This window comes from Undibacterium sp. Xuan67W (assembly GCF_049340165.1).
Taxonomy (GTDB): Bacteria; Pseudomonadota; Gammaproteobacteria; order Burkholderiales; family Burkholderiaceae_D; genus Undibacterium.
Genome location: NZ_JBMPPN010000029.1, coordinates 25,568 through 39,729, shown reverse-complemented (window position 1 = coordinate 39,729; position 14,162 = coordinate 25,568). Strand labels below are relative to the sequence as shown.

At 48.6% G+C, this 14,162-nt stretch carries 13 protein-coding genes; 5 read left to right on the top strand and 8 right to left on the bottom strand.

Annotated elements, in window-relative coordinates; all coding sequences use genetic code 11:
* The 3 genes from ACO0LE_RS18580 to ACO0LE_RS18570 form a co-directional block, all read left to right on the top strand.
* A partial coding sequence (locus ACO0LE_RS18580; protein ID WP_422961822.1) for a PAS domain-containing protein occupies positions 1-916 on the top strand: 916 nt, incomplete at its 5' end.
* Positions 917-3,331 (top strand): EAL domain-containing protein, encoded by a 2,415-nt coding sequence (locus ACO0LE_RS18575; RefSeq protein ID WP_422961821.1) that lies wholly within the window; start codon positions 917-919, stop codon positions 3,329-3,331. It begins immediately after the preceding gene.
* Between the two features lie 41 nt (positions 3,332-3,372).
* The gene (locus tag ACO0LE_RS18570; RefSeq protein ID WP_422961820.1) at positions 3,373-3,825 is read left to right on the top strand and encodes a GNAT family N-acetyltransferase; all 453 of its coding nucleotides are present in this window, start codon (positions 3,373-3,375) and stop codon (positions 3,823-3,825) included.
* A 113-nt stretch (positions 3,826-3,938) separates the two neighbouring features.
* On the opposite strand, the gene ACO0LE_RS18565 is transcribed toward ACO0LE_RS18570, so the two are convergent.
* The 5 genes from ACO0LE_RS18565 to ACO0LE_RS18545 all read right to left on the bottom strand — a co-directional run bounded on the left by ACO0LE_RS18565 (position 3,939) and on the right by ACO0LE_RS18545 (position 7,839).
* Entirely contained in the window at positions 3,939-4,355 is a 417-nt protein-coding gene (locus ACO0LE_RS18565; RefSeq protein WP_422961819.1) for a hypothetical protein, read from the bottom strand.
* A gap of 52 nt (positions 4,356-4,407) precedes the next feature.
* On the bottom strand, positions 4,408-4,731 hold the full coding sequence (locus ACO0LE_RS18560) for an Mpo1-like protein (protein ID WP_422961818.1): 324 nt from the start codon (positions 4,729-4,731) through the stop codon (positions 4,408-4,410).
* Positions 4,732-4,796: 65 nt separating this feature from the next.
* On the bottom strand, positions 4,797-5,408 hold the full coding sequence (locus ACO0LE_RS18555; protein ID WP_422956845.1) for a LysE family translocator: 612 nt from the start codon (positions 5,406-5,408) through the stop codon (positions 4,797-4,799).
* 312 nt (positions 5,409-5,720) lie between these two features.
* Positions 5,721-6,527 (bottom strand): alpha/beta fold hydrolase, encoded by an 807-nt coding sequence (locus ACO0LE_RS18550; protein WP_422961817.1) that lies wholly within the window; start codon positions 6,525-6,527, stop codon positions 5,721-5,723.
* Between the two features lies 1 nt (position 6,528).
* Positions 6,529-7,839, bottom strand: coding sequence for an O-acetylhomoserine aminocarboxypropyltransferase (locus ACO0LE_RS18545; protein WP_422961816.1), 1,311 nt, complete (start codon positions 7,837-7,839; stop codon positions 6,529-6,531).
* A 368-nt stretch (positions 7,840-8,207) separates the two neighbouring features.
* Here ACO0LE_RS18545 and ACO0LE_RS18540 point away from each other — a divergent pair, with 368 nt between their 5' ends.
* Together ACO0LE_RS18540 and ACO0LE_RS18535 are read left to right on the top strand one after the other, a co-directional pair.
* On the top strand, positions 8,208-8,657 hold the full coding sequence (locus ACO0LE_RS18540) for a CBS domain-containing protein (protein WP_422956842.1): 450 nt from the start codon (positions 8,208-8,210) through the stop codon (positions 8,655-8,657).
* Positions 8,658-8,905: 248 nt separating this feature from the next.
* The gene (locus ACO0LE_RS18535) at positions 8,906-9,910 is read left to right on the top strand and encodes an NAD(P)/FAD-dependent oxidoreductase (RefSeq protein ID WP_422961815.1); all 1,005 of its coding nucleotides are present in this window, start codon (positions 8,906-8,908) and stop codon (positions 9,908-9,910) included.
* 165 nt (positions 9,911-10,075) lie between these two features.
* Here the strand turns inward: ACO0LE_RS18535 and ACO0LE_RS18530 are convergent, their stop codons facing one another.
* The 3 genes from ACO0LE_RS18530 to lysS all read right to left on the bottom strand — a co-directional run bounded on the left by ACO0LE_RS18530 (position 10,076) and on the right by lysS (position 14,124).
* Positions 10,076-10,552: a cupin domain-containing protein gene (locus tag ACO0LE_RS18530; protein WP_422961814.1), complete on the bottom strand. Its 477-nt coding sequence runs from the start codon at positions 10,550-10,552 to the stop codon at positions 10,076-10,078.
* A gap of 83 nt (positions 10,553-10,635) precedes the next feature.
* Positions 10,636-12,429 carry an ABC transporter ATP-binding protein gene (locus ACO0LE_RS18525; RefSeq protein ID WP_422961813.1) on the bottom strand — a complete coding sequence of 598 codons (1,794 nt, stop codon included), beginning with the start codon at positions 12,427-12,429 and terminating at the stop codon, positions 10,636-10,638.
* A gap of 159 nt (positions 12,430-12,588) precedes the next feature.
* The gene (gene lysS, locus ACO0LE_RS18520) at positions 12,589-14,124 is read right to left on the bottom strand and encodes a lysine--tRNA ligase (RefSeq protein WP_422961812.1); all 1,536 of its coding nucleotides are present in this window, start codon (positions 14,122-14,124) and stop codon (positions 12,589-12,591) included.
* Positions 14,125-14,162 lie beyond the last annotated feature (38 nt).

Genomic DNA, 14,162 nt, shown 5'->3' with positions numbered 1-14,162 from the left:
CGGCCTGCTTGAGGATGGCGATGATCTGACTGTCGGTGTAACGGGAAGGCTTCATGCAGAACTTTCAAAAATCATATTTAGAAAATTCTACTCATTTCAACGCTTGTTTGCAGGGGGGATTACCGAACGACTGTCAACTGCAATCATGTATTGTTCAGCTGATACTATTATTGGACTCTCCCATGATAGAACGATCACGCATTGGAATCCTGCTGCTTCTCGACTGTTCGGCTATAGCGATAGCGAGATGGTAGGGCAATCCATTGAAAAATTAATTCCCAATGAGCTTCGCGATGAGAATGACCTGCATTTTTTAACAGCAACATACGCAAAAGTTACCGATACTGCTTTCGATACAAAACGGCGGCATGCAGATGGGCATTTGATTGATGTCTCCATCAGCATTGCGCCGATCCTAGGCGGGGAAGGAGAGTTACTAGGTTTTACCAAGATGTACCGTGACATCACTCAAAAAATAAAATCGGCGGAGGCATTGGAAAAAAGTGAGGCACTTTTTCGAACTCTGAGTGAGTTTTCTCCGCTCGGTATTTTTTCTACAGATTTAGATGGCAACTGTCTCTATACAAATCGGCGGTGGCAGGAAATTTATGGACTCACTTTTGAGCAAAGTTTGGGGCAAGGTTGGCTGACACCGCTTCATCCAGATGATGCGGAGCAAATTGCCGAAGAATGGCGGCATGCTGCATTATTAAACGGCAAATTTGATTTCGAATTTAGATTGCTAAAAAAAGATGGCAGCGTGTCTTATGTTCATTCTAGATCTAGCGAGTTAAAGGTAGGTGAGCTTGTCACGGGGTATGTTGGGATAGTCGAGGACGTCACCATACGTAAATTAAATGAGGAAACACTACGTAAGAGCCAGTCATTCTTGGATAGAACCGGCTCATTGGCTTGAGTGGGTGGGTGGGAAGTCGATTTAACTACGAATAAAATAACGTGGTCAGATCAGACTTACCGGATTCATGGCGTGCCTGTCGGACAAGAACAAACGTTGGAATCTGCTATTGCGTTTTACGCCCCAGGCGCCAGGCCGATAATTCAGGCTGCGGTGTCAAATGCGATTGAAACCGGCGCTGGTTGGGATATGGAGCTGCCGTTTAATCGCATGAACGGTGAATCTATTTGGGTAAGGGTAGTAGGGAACGTCGATTTCGAAAATGGAGATCCGGTCAGGATTGTTGGTGCTTTTCAAGATGTAACTTTTGCCAGGGCGCAAAGGTTACAACTTGAAGACGCTATAGACCGCTTTTCCTTGGCGACAGAGAGCGGGCAAATTGGTATCTGGGAATATAATTTAATTGATCAAACCTTAATTTGGGATCCATTGATGTACCAAATTTATGGGGTGACTAATTCATCCCCTTTAGAGCCGTATCAGCTTTGGGCTCAGCAGATTCATCCGGACGATCTGCAGAACACCGAACTGGCACTTAGTCAGGCGATTCAAGGGGGCACTCCGTTTGACTTTGAGTTCAGACTGATCTGGCCAGACGCGAGTGTTCGTCATGTTCGTGCAACGGCAAGAATTCAACGTGATGAGTCAGGTACACCTCTTAAAGTCGTTGGAGCAAATTGGGATATTACGAAATTACGCCGTTTGACCGCACAACTAGCAGAACAGCATGAGCTGTTGCAAGTCACCTTACAATCTATTGGTGATGCTGTGATTACGACAGATTCTAAGGGGGCCGTTAGTTGGTTAAATCCAGTAGCAGAGCGCATGACCGGCTGGCTCTCCTCTGAAGCAATCGGAAGGCCACTAACGCAAATTTTCAATATTGTTAATGAAGACACCAGGAAGCCAACAGAGAACCCGGTTGCGACTTGTATGTCGCAAGGAAAAATCGTAGGACTAGCTAACCATACCGTATTGATTTCGCGCGACGGCGAGGAGTTTGGGATTGAAGACTCGGCAGCGCCTATTCTGAATAAGTCTGGTGAGTTACTTGGCGTTGTATTAGTTTTTCATGACGTCACTGAACAACGTCGGTTATCGGGAGAAATGAGTTTCCGTGCAACCCATGATTCTTTGACTGGTTTAGTCAATCGAGCAGAGTTTGAAGCGAGGCTCCGGAAAACATTGAACAGCGCGCATGAGGATCGAAGTGAACATGCTTTAATGTACATCGATCTTGACCAGTTTAAGCTTGTTAATGACGCATGCGGGCATTCTGCCGGAGATCAATTATTGCAGCAAATAAGTAAGTTATTATTAGAAACAGTAAGAGCGCGAGATACTCTAGCCAGACTTGGTGGTGATGAGTTTGCGGTAATTCTTGAGCATTGTTCTACTGAGCAAGCTCAGCGTGTGGCACAACAAATTTGTGACCGTATGGATGACTATAGATTTGTCCATGATGGAAAAAGATTTCGGATTGGGGCAAGTATAGGTTTGGTTTCCGTCGATTTAAGGTGGAAAAATGCTGCGGCTATTTTGCAAGCGGCCGATACATCCTGCTATGCGGCAAAGGAGGCTGGAAGAAATCGGGTTCATGCATGGTTCGACACAGATCTCGCAATGCGAGCCCGTCACGGCGAGATGCAATGGGCTGCGCGAATTGAACAGGCGATTGACGAGAATCGCTTCGTTTTATTTGCCCAAAAAATAGTGCCGCTGAATGATAAAGAAAAGGGAATGCACGCCGAGGTGCTAATTCGGATGCTTGACGAGGATCGTTCGATAGTGCCTCCCGGTGCTTTTTTACCAGCCGCTGAAAGATTCCATCTTGCGTCAAGAATTGATCGATGGGTTTTGCAGCACACACTGGAATGGATCAAAAATCTGAATGATCTTCAGTTAGTCAACACGATCAGCGTTAATTTATCCGGGCAGTCGATCGGTGATCGAGCCTTTCATGCACATGCAATTGAAACGCTGAGAGCCGCTGGGCATTTAATTTGTACCAAATTGTGTTTCGAAATTACTGAGACTGCGGCTATTACCAATATGGCAGACGCCACCATATTTATTGAGCAAGTTCGGGCCCTTGGTGTTAAAACAGCGTTGGATGATTTTGGAGCGGGTGCATCGTCTTTTGGGTATCTAAAATCACTGTCCGTTGATTTCTTGAAAATTGACGGGCAGTTCGTCAAAGATATAATTGACGATCCTATGGATGATGTCGCTGTAAAATGTTTCGCCGAAGTTGCAAAAGTCGTAGGGGTTAAAACAGTCGCTGAATTTGTCGATAAACCTGAGGTTTTAAGCAGGTTACGTGACATTGGGATTGATTACGCACAGGGTTTTCTTTTGCATAAGCCAGCACCGATCGACGATCTTTTTTTGATTGGTGAGAGAGTTTTAAATTGAATCGGCGGCAAATTTTTCAAAAATAATGGATTTTAGATTACATGAATTTAATTAGTACGGAAAAACGGTCGTATCAAGTCACGCTTGGTTCTTGGTCCGATATGCAAAAAGACGCGCAAGCGATACGCTACGACGTCTTTGTGATCGAGCAAAAAATTCCTGCTGAGCTGGAGTGGGATGACATGGATGCGCAATGCCTGCACGCCGTTGCCTATGATGACGCGACTGGCAAGGCAATAGGTACTGGACGCTTGCTGCCGGATGGTCATATTGGTCGTATGGCAGTACGCAAATCTGCACGTGGTCTGGGCGTCGGGGCAGCAATTTTGCAAAGTCTGATGCAGCAGGCACGTCAGCGCGGCGATCAGGCAGTCCAGCTAAATGCACAGATTTCAGCTGAACCGTTCTATAGCGCCAACGGCTATAGCCGTGACGGCGAGGCATTTGAAGAAGCCGGCATTCCGCATATCAGCATGACACACCAGTTTTTTTGATCGCAACGGCCAGTAAAACAAATGCTGCCAGGTGCATTGAACATCCTTGTCAATCAATGCGGCATTTTCATTAACGCTAAGCCAGTTGCTAAATCGATCAAATTGGCACAACGTTAAAGCGCTGAACTGATGGAGTGGTAAAGCCGTTTTTTTAATATCCATATGGTCGCTGCCAAACCTGCAACAGCAACCGTATTGATGACAACGGTGCCGTGCATTAGGTCAACAACGACAGCGAGGCTGATACCGGATCTAAAATTCAACCGTATATCGTGTGAGTAATAACTGACCATCTGGACACCATAAAAAAACAACCCGCCTATGAGTCCGGCAAGGCGGCCGCGCAGAGCTAATAGGCCAGATAGCACACCAAGGATCGATGTGTAAGAGACCATATTGATGACGGCGCTTACTGAATGTTGAGCAATCATCATGCTTGCTGATACAAATAAGCCAATGCCACCGTCGATCAGCATAAACCAGGCGGAATAGAGTACTGGCTTGTTTATATTGTTATCGTTATTGGACATGTGAAATCGGTGGGTAAACGACTGACTGAAAAATAGTACGCCTGCTTGAGAATTAATCTGCCTGAAAACCAATCTTACCCGTCAATAACTGCCAATACATTAGCCAATCGCCCATGAAGGAATACAGCGGTTGTTTGAATGAGGCAGGTTTATTTTTTTCAAAACCAAAATGGCCTATCCAGGCAAACCCATAACCGCAGACTGGTGCGGCGACCAGCCACATTCCAGCGCTCGTAATAAAAAATGACGCAAGACAAACCAGAACCAGTGTCGAGCCAATGAAATGTAATTGACGACAGGTACGATGGCGATGTTCTGCCAGGTAGAACGGATAAAACTCGGCAAAGCTGTTGTACTTTGTGTGTTTGATATTCATCCTTGTCTCCTACTGTGAATGATATACATGCTTAAATGGTGATCCAACTTTGACCGCCGCCCGAATCAAACTATCGCTACCAATACCCCAGCGATCAATACAAAACTGCCTGCAATGCGCTCAGTAATGACGCTGTATTTCGGCTGCGTGGCCCAATGGCTGGCCTTATTCGCCAGCATGCCGTAGCCAAGCAATATAAAAAATTCAGGAATCATCGAGCATGCCGCCAGTATGATCATTTGCAACGCAATCGGCTTTTGCGGATCAATGAACTGCGGCAGGATCGCAACAAAACCGAGCATCGCCTTGGGATTCGTCATCTGTAACATCAGTGCGCCGGTAAAAATCCGTTTGCCACTTTGTGAGGTGCTATCCATGCTGCTCAGCGTGATTGGCGAGGGCTTGCCAAATATCGCAGATAAACCCAGATACACCAGATATGCCGCTCCGAGATATTTAATCGCCATAAACAGCTTGGGCGACGCCAAAATAACCGAGCCTATTCCTGTTGCTGAAATGAGGAAAAAAAGTGCATTGCCAGTCAAAATGCCGAGCGTGACAAACAAGGACATGCGCCAACCGCGTGCGATACCGCAGGCTACGACCATCATGACAGCAGGGCCAGGTGACAGAGAAAGTGCCGCCTCAGTTGCGGTGAAGAGTAACCAGTTTTCCATTTATTTATTCAGATCTATTATTTTTTTATGTTTGTCTTCAAAACTTGTTTTTAAAACGTATTGCTATCAGCGTGTTTACTTCCCTCTGTTTTGACGCTTCCTTGAATGCTCTTTCGCGCAAATGGAGTAGAGCGGGGTGAGGATTTTTACAATTAGTACGCAGCGACCTCAAGCCAAAATCAAAACACAAAATTTGATTCCGCTAATTTTAAAAATTTAATTAGCGCGTTCTATTTGCGTAGTCCTTCACTGATTTCAACCACAGTCCACTCCCGCGTGCGGGAGAGCGGGTTGTCAGTCATCTGCGAATAATCAGGATTTTGCGAAGTCAAACAGTGCTTGCAATACGGCATCGCTTTGCTCTGACATCAGTGAGTGGCCGCAATTGTCGATCAGCGTTGTCTTGCTATGCGCGATGGCTGTGCGCAAAGTGCTGGTCGCTTTCGGTGGCGTCATCATGTCTTTTTTGCCGAGTAAAAACAGCGACGGACATGTGGCGGCCTGCGCTGCCTGCTCGCCATTGCCATACGCATTACATGCAGAAAAATCGGTATAAAACACTTTGGCAGGATTGATTTTAGAAATACGCTGCATCAGGCGCTGGCTGCCGCCCATGACATAAAATCCTGGTCCAGGGCAAGACGGCTTGTGCGCAATCGTGCTGTGCGACCAAATGTTGACCATATCAATCGCAGTTTGCTCTTCGTCGCGCGCGGCGTTGAGTAAGGTATCCGATACTTTCATCGGATACGCAGTGCCCACTAGTGCTAATTTGCTGACACGGGCTGGCGCACGTACGCTGGTTTCTAATGCGATCAGTGAGCCCATGCTGTGACCGATCAGGCAGGCTTGCTGTACACCTGCCGCATCCAGCAAGGCGATCAGCCAGTCCGCCATTTGTTCAATACTGCTCAGTGCATCACCTTTGCTGCGGCCGTGTCCGGGCAAGTCAACCGCAAGTACATTAAAACCATGATGGGCAAAATAGCGGGTCTGCAATATCCAGACCGAATGATCGTTCTGCGCACCGTGAATAAATACGGCAGTGGGCAATGCAGGATTGAAGTTCTTACCGCCTGTGTAGCAATACACAGGATGTCCATGAACGTTAAACAGCATCTCAGGCTCCTTTCTGCGCAGCTTTGAGACCGCGGGCCAGATCGTCGATCAGGTCGTCAACATTCTCCAGCCCTATCGATAAACGCATGGTGCCCTCGGTGATGCCGGACGCCGCCAATTGCTCTGCCGGAACGCGAAAATGGGTTGTGGAGGCCGGGTGAATCACCAGCGATTTGGCATCGCCGACATTCGCCAGATGCGAGAACAGCGTCAGTGATTCAACAAAGCGCTGGCCCGCAGCGCGATTGCCTTTGATGCTGAACGAGAATACGGCACCGCAACCTTTTGGCAATAAGGTCTTGGCGAGTTCGTAATCCGGATGTGACTCCAGCTCGGGATACGATACCGATTCGACCGCTGGATGAGCGACCAGATATTCGACAACTTTACGTGTATTTGCGACATGCCGGTCCATGCGCAGGCCTAGCGTTTCTATGCCTTGCAAAATTGCGAAGGCATTATGCGGACTCATTACGGCGCCAAAGTCACGTAAGCCTTCACGCCGGGCGCGCAGCGAAAATGGAGCTATCGTCGATTCTTCTGAAAACACCATGCCATGGAAACCGTCATAGGGTTCGCACAGTTCGCCGAAGCGACCGGTTTTTTCATACGCTTCTTGCCAGTCAAAGGTACCACCATCGACCAGCAAGCCACCGATCGCGGTACCGTGCCCGCACAGGAACTTGGTCGCAGAATGAAATACCAGATCGGCACCATGATCGAATGGGCGCAACAGATACGGCGTGGTGACGGTGGAGTCCAGCATCAGCGGGAGATAATTATCATGAGCAATCTCAGCAACTGCGGAAATATTCAAAACATCCAGGCCCGGATTGCCTAGCGTTTCGGCAAACAGCACCTTGGTATTCGGGCGGATTGCCGCTTTCCAGGCATTCAGATCACGCGGATCGACAAACGTGGTCTCGATGCCAAAGCGTTTCATGGTGTAAGCCAGCAAGTTTTGCGAGCCGCCATACAACGCTCGTGAGGCGACAACATGCGAGCCTGCACCAGCGATTGTTGCCAGTCCCAGATGCATTGCAGCCTGACCGCTGGCGACAGCAATCCCTGCGACACCGCCTTCAAGCGCGGCTATGCGCTCTTCTAGTACGGCATTGGTTGGATTAGAGATGCGTGAATACACATGACCGGCCCGCTCCATATTAAACAAAGAGGCTGCGTGGTCAGAGTCTTTAAAAACAAACGAAGAAGTCAGATAAATCGGGGTGGCGCGCGCGCCGGTTGCCGGATCAGGTGCTGCACCTGCATGCAGTGAAAGGGTATCAAAACCGAGGTATTTAGGGCTGCTCATTGTGATGTTATTCTCTTAATTTCAATAGGGTAATGCTACCATTCTTCACAGCGCTAAATAAGGGGCTAGAGACTAAATCCATCAAATAGCATGACTTCTCTGTAGCGACCATCGCAGATGATTTGACTACGGGTAATCCGATGGTCGTGCCGGGTGTGAATGCCATGCAAATCGTATGCTGATGCAGCGTAGCGATATTTTCATGTGATTTAGTTCATCGCTTTGCTGGATTTTTTGCAAGGCTTGCGATACATTGAACACATAACATCAAATGTGCCATCAGGAAAGCAACGAAACTGAAAGCAGGCCAAACAAATTGATGAGGCTGGCACCTAGCGAAATCAGGTAGTGATAAAGAGGAGAGCAATATGAAAGTCTCGGAAATTCTTCAAGTAAAAGGCAACATCCTATATACCATTACCCCGGATACGTCGATCATTGATGCCGTTGGTGTCATGGAAGAAAAAGATATCGGTTCCCTGGTCGTTATGGAATACGGCGATTTGTCTGGAATTCTCACCTTTCGCGAAGTGATCCGTGCGATACACAATAACAAAGGCTCGCTTGGCGCTGGTACCGTACGCAAGTACATGGATGATCATCCGCTGACCGTCACGCCAGAGACAGAAGTCAATGAAGTACGTCGTATGATGCTGGAGAAACATTCTCGCTATCTACCTGTCATGGACGCAAAAACCTTACTAGGTGTAATTTCCTTCTATGATGTCGCCAGAGCCGTTCTGGAAGCGCAAAGTTTCGAGAATAAGATGCTCAAAGCCTACATCCGCGATTGGCCGGTTGAAGAACAGGAAGAATAAAATGTCCTTGTCTATGGCAGTACCAGACTTGATCAAGAAAAAAAAGATCGGCAATCCGATCTGAGATGACGCCTGCAGGCCTACTTCTGCAGGCGTTTTTGTTTTGGGCTGGCAGATATTCAGAGCGCGGCATGACTTATTTCCGGCACATCGGACATCGCAACGCCCTGACGCGTAATCAAATAGTCGTAGTTGACAATCATAATCAATCATCGACGTCACCAATAACAATTGAAAAGGAATTACCTATGCAAATCGCCGTTGTTGGAGCAGGATTAGCAGGACTCACTGTCGCACGTCAGTTGCAGTCCCAGGGGCACCATGTCACCGTCTACGAAAAAAGCCGAGGAGTCAGTGGTCGCATGAGCACCCGGGTCACCGAACTCGGTGGTTTTGATCATGGTGCACAATACTTTACGACCAGTTCCGATCGTTTTAAAAAAGAAGTTGCCGACTGGCGCAAGTTAGGCTGGGTCGTGCCATGGGAAAGCAAGCTCGTAACGCTCGATCACGGAATCACAAAAGCAGCTGGCAGCACGGGCAAACGCTTTGTGCCAGTACCAGGTATGAGCTCGCTAGGTAAACAACTCGCGCACGGATTAGATGTTCGCACCGAACAGCAAGTCGTCGCCATTCAGGCCTTTGGCCAACAGTGGCTGCTCTCGGTGATGTCAGATGAAGTCGCCATCCCGGCATCGGCAGGCCCTTTCGATATCGTTATACTGGCAATTCCTCCTGAGCAGGCAACACCTTTACTCGAAGTCGTACCCGCAATGGCAAAACAAGCCGCTAGGCAAAAACTTGCGCCATGCTGGACCCTGATGCTGGGCTTTCAGACCGAACTCAATCTCGGTTATGACGGCGCTTGGGTCAACAACTCCCGCTTAGGCTGGATTGCACGTGATACCGCCAAACCATCCCACCGTGCCGGTGAGCGCTGGGTCTGTCATGCAACTCCAGAATGGAGTGTTGAACATCTGGAAGATGATGCGGAACGTGTCAAAGAAAAACTGTCCAAAGCTTTTCATGAGTCTACTGGTTCGCCAATTCAGGCCATCCATGCGGTAGCTCACCGCTGGCGTTATTCGCAAGCGACCAAGCCAATGGCAGAAGATTGTCTGTGGAACGCCAAACAAGGAATAGGCGTCTGCGGAGACTGGTTCGCTGCCGGTCTGGACGGCAGTGGCAGGGTAGAAAATGCGTTTCTGAGCGCGCTGGCTTTAGCCGCACAGGTCAGTAAAGCTAAAAAATAAGAAAAATAGGGGAGTATAGGTAAAAACAATACTCCATCCGCACTGTTTTCGTAGTGGTTTGAAAATAGTGGGGGTGGACTATCGTTAATTGCGATAAATTGTGAAAGAGGGCAATGATTGCGCTGATGCCCGCTGTGCCGGCGTGGCGTTATGGTTTGCTAGTTGTTAGTTGCTTAAATGCGCAAACCAGCGTGCCAGTCGTCCAGGGTTGTAAAGCGTCCAGGTTTTGCGTATTCCCCCTTGAGGCACATGCCATAAAGCCGTTGTGCCAGCACGAAAAAATGCGGTGTCGCCTGCTTTTAGGGTAAAGCGTTTACCCAGATAGTCGATGTCAACGCCGCCACTCAGTACATATATCGACTCATCGAGTTGATAATGCCATTCAAACGTCGATGGACCGTCTGCTACAAAGATCCCAGAGCTTGAGCTGCCATCCGCCGCCTTTGAAAATTCCACTGCTTTAAAATTAGGCTGACCTGACTTGACCCAGCTGGCATCGACCTCGAACGGCTGTACCGGCAAGCTGACGGTGCTGCTGCTCGCCGGAGCTACGTGTAGCACATAGGTCGCGGCGCCGTAGATCATGACGCCAATAAGGCCGGCGAGAATGCCTGCAATGCCGTATTTGATTGATGTAGTCATACTGTCAAAACCCGTTATAAAAAATTGACATCGATTTTAGCATTCGCATTTGTCTGGCAGTGCAACATCATTGGCTGATCGTTTTATTGATTAGCGATGAGGCGTTCACCAGTTTGCAGCCGCCACAGAGACGCGTAACCGCCGTTGAGTGCCAGCAGTTGTTCATGCGTGCCACTTTCGACGATTTGTCCCGACTCGAGAAGATAGATGCAGTCGGCTTGTCTGACGGTTGAGAGACGATGTGCAATCACAATCGTTGTGCGGTTACGGCTGACGACGTCGAGGCTGCGCTGTATTGCGGCTTCGGTCTCATTATCTACGGCGCTGGTTGCTTCATCGAGAATCAGGATAGGCGGATTTTTTAAAATTGCGCGCGCCAGAGCGAGTCGCTGACGCTGACCTCCGGAGAGTTTTTGCCCGCGTTCGCCAATATGGGTAGCAAAACCCAGGGGGAGTTTCTGAATGAATTCCGTTGCTTCGGCGGCTTGGGCTGCATCAGCAATAGCTTGCTCAGAGACGTCGCTCAGACCATAAGCGATATTCTCTGCAATCGTGCCATCGGTTAAAAAACTATCTTGCGCAACATAGCCAATAGCGCGACGCAGATCTTGTAAGTTGATGTCATTAATTGCCTGTCCATCGAGACTGATGCTGCCTGATTGTGATTCGTAAAAGCGCAGTAAGAGCTTGACCAGTGTTGATTTGCCCGAGCCGGTAGAGCCGACAAAGGCGACGGTTTTTCCGGCAGGGATCGTCAGATTGATATCGCTTAATGTTGCCGTCTCCGCATAAGAAAATCCTACATGGTTAAAGTGCAACTCTCCCTTGACCTGCTGCGGTGACAGGTGCGTCCCCTCATATGCGATCTTGATCGGTGTATTCAATAAGTTCATCGCCCGGTCAATCGCGGACATCGAACGTTGATACATATCGGCGACTTCTGCCAATCCCGTGAGCGGCCACAGTAATCGCTGGGTCAAAAACACCAGCACAGAATAAGCACCGACAGCGAGTTCGCCATGTAGGGTCAGCCAGCCGCCGTAGACCAGTGTTGCGGTGAAGCCAGCCAGAATCGCCATCCGGATGACCGGTGTAATCGCGGAGCTGATGGCGATTGCGCGTCCATTGGCGCTGCGGTAGGCGTCGCTGGCTTGTGCGATGTGTTTGCTTTCAAAATGTTCAGTTGCAAAAGCCTTGATCGTTGCGAGACCGAGTAAATTATTATTCAATCGTGCGCTAACATCACCGGCAGCTTCACGTACTTCTGCGTAGCGTGGTGCGAGACGTTTCTGAAACCAAAAAGCCCCGATCAGGATTGCCGGTACGGGTAGCAAGGAAATAATTGCCAGGGAAGGTTGTAGAGCAAAGAACACCGCGCTAACCATGATGGATGAGCAGATGACCTGGATAATTTGATTGGCACCGCCGTTTAAAAAGCGCTCCATCTGATTGATATCCTCGTTCAGGATCGACATCAGGTTGCCTGTACGTTGATTTTCAAAATAGGCCATTTCGAGTTTCTGCACGTGGCTGTAAGTATCGAGGCGCAAATCATGCTGAAGATTTTGCGCGAGCTTACGCCATTTCAGGGAGAGCAAATATTCAAACCAGGATTCGCCGCCCCAGATCACAACGTTTAACACACCAAGTAACAGTAACTGATGCCAGGTATCGGTAATGCCAAAGCCACCGAGCACTTTTTTCGCCAGAAAACTTTTATCCCCATTGACGACAATATCAACGGCGACACCAATCAACACTTCTGGCAGCACATCGAAAAATTTATTCAGAATCGAGTAAAGCGTCGCCAATCGAAAATCACGACGATACGATTGTGCATAACTCAGTAGTTTTTTCAGGGGATGGGTAGCTTGCATGTAATTGGGTCGGTGATGTGAGTATGGAGGCAAAACTTGTTATGAGCGTTGGTCAGATTGAAATGCAAATGAACACGAATAAGCACAAATAAGTAGAAGTAAAAAAGGGACTGTAAATTTTACAGTCCCTACGGGATTTACGTTGATGAGCCGAGCGAATTAATCTTCACGACGTAAATGCGGGAATAAGATCACGTCTCGGATATTCGGTGAGTCGGTGATCAGCATCATCAGACGGTCAATGCCAATGCCACAGCCGCCTGTCGGAGGCAGGCCGTACTCCAGCGCACGAATGTAATCCGCGTCGTAGTACATCGCTTCTTCGTCACCTGCATCTTTGGCGGCAACCTGTGCCTGGAAGCGCGCTGCCTGATCTTCTGCATCGTTTAGCTCGGAGAAACCATTAGCGATTTCACGACCGGTCATGAATAACTCAAAACGTTCCGTGATGCCTGCAACGGTGTCTGACGCACGCGCCAATGGAGATACTTCGACGGGATAGTCAATGATGTAAGTTGGCTCCCATAACTGCGCCTCTGCCGTTTCTTCAAATAAGGCTAGCTGCAAGGCGCCCAGACCCGCTGTCGCAAACGGTTTTACACCAAATTTCAATAATTCAGCTTTGATAAAGCTGGCGTCATGCAGTTGTTCCTGCGTGTAGTGTGGCGCGTATTTGTTAATGGCACCGACGATGGTCAAACGCTGAAATGGCTTGCTCAGATCGAGTTCTTTACCCTGGTAAGTCAGAACTGCTGTGCCATGCGCGTCTTCCGCCGCTTTGCGTATTACCTGTTCGGTGAAATCCATCAGCCATTTGTAATCGACATAGGCTGCGTAAAATTCCATCATTGTGAATTCTGGATTATGACGCGGTGATACGCCTTCATTCCGGAAGTTACGGTTGACTTCAAATACACGGTCAAAGCCGCCAACAACAAGGCGCTTCAGATACAGTTCAGGCGCGATACGCAAATACATTTGCATATCTAGCGCGTTGTGATGAGTGATGAAGGGCTTGGCTGCTGCACCGCCTGGAATTACGTGCAGCATCGGTGTTTCGACTTCCATGAACTCATTGCTATTCATGAAATTGCGGATCGAGGTCATCGCCGCAGTACGTGCTTTAAAGGTACGGCGCGTGTCTTCGCTCATGATCAGATCCACGTAGCGCTGACGGTATTTCGTCTCTTGATTTGCCAGGCCATGAAATTTATCTGGCAGAGGGCGCAGCGATTTCGTCAGCAGACGTAATGTCGTTACTTTGACCGTCAGTTCGTCAGTTTTTGTCTTGAACAAAACACCCTCAACGCCAAGAATATCGCCCAGATCATAATGACGGAAGGCTTCCATCTCGGCTTCGCCGGTTTTGTCCGTTGTGATGTACAACTGAATACGGCCGTCAGCCTTGATGCCTGAGGCATCTTGTAAGGTGGCGAATGCCGCTTTTTTACCGGCTTCACGTTTGAGCATCATACGGCCAGCTACGCTGACGGTAATATTCAGTTCTTCTAACTGTTCACGGGTAGTTTCGCCATATTGTGCCTGCAAGGCGGCAGCTTTATGCTGCGGGCGGAAATCATTCGGAAAAGCGATACCCTGTGCGCGAATCGCATCGAGTTTGGCGCGACGTTCTGTGATGATGGAATTTTCATCAACCACGGGTTCTGCTGCTGCGTTATTTATTTGGTCTGACATGAAATTTCTCTCGATGTAGTAATTACTTCGGATAATAA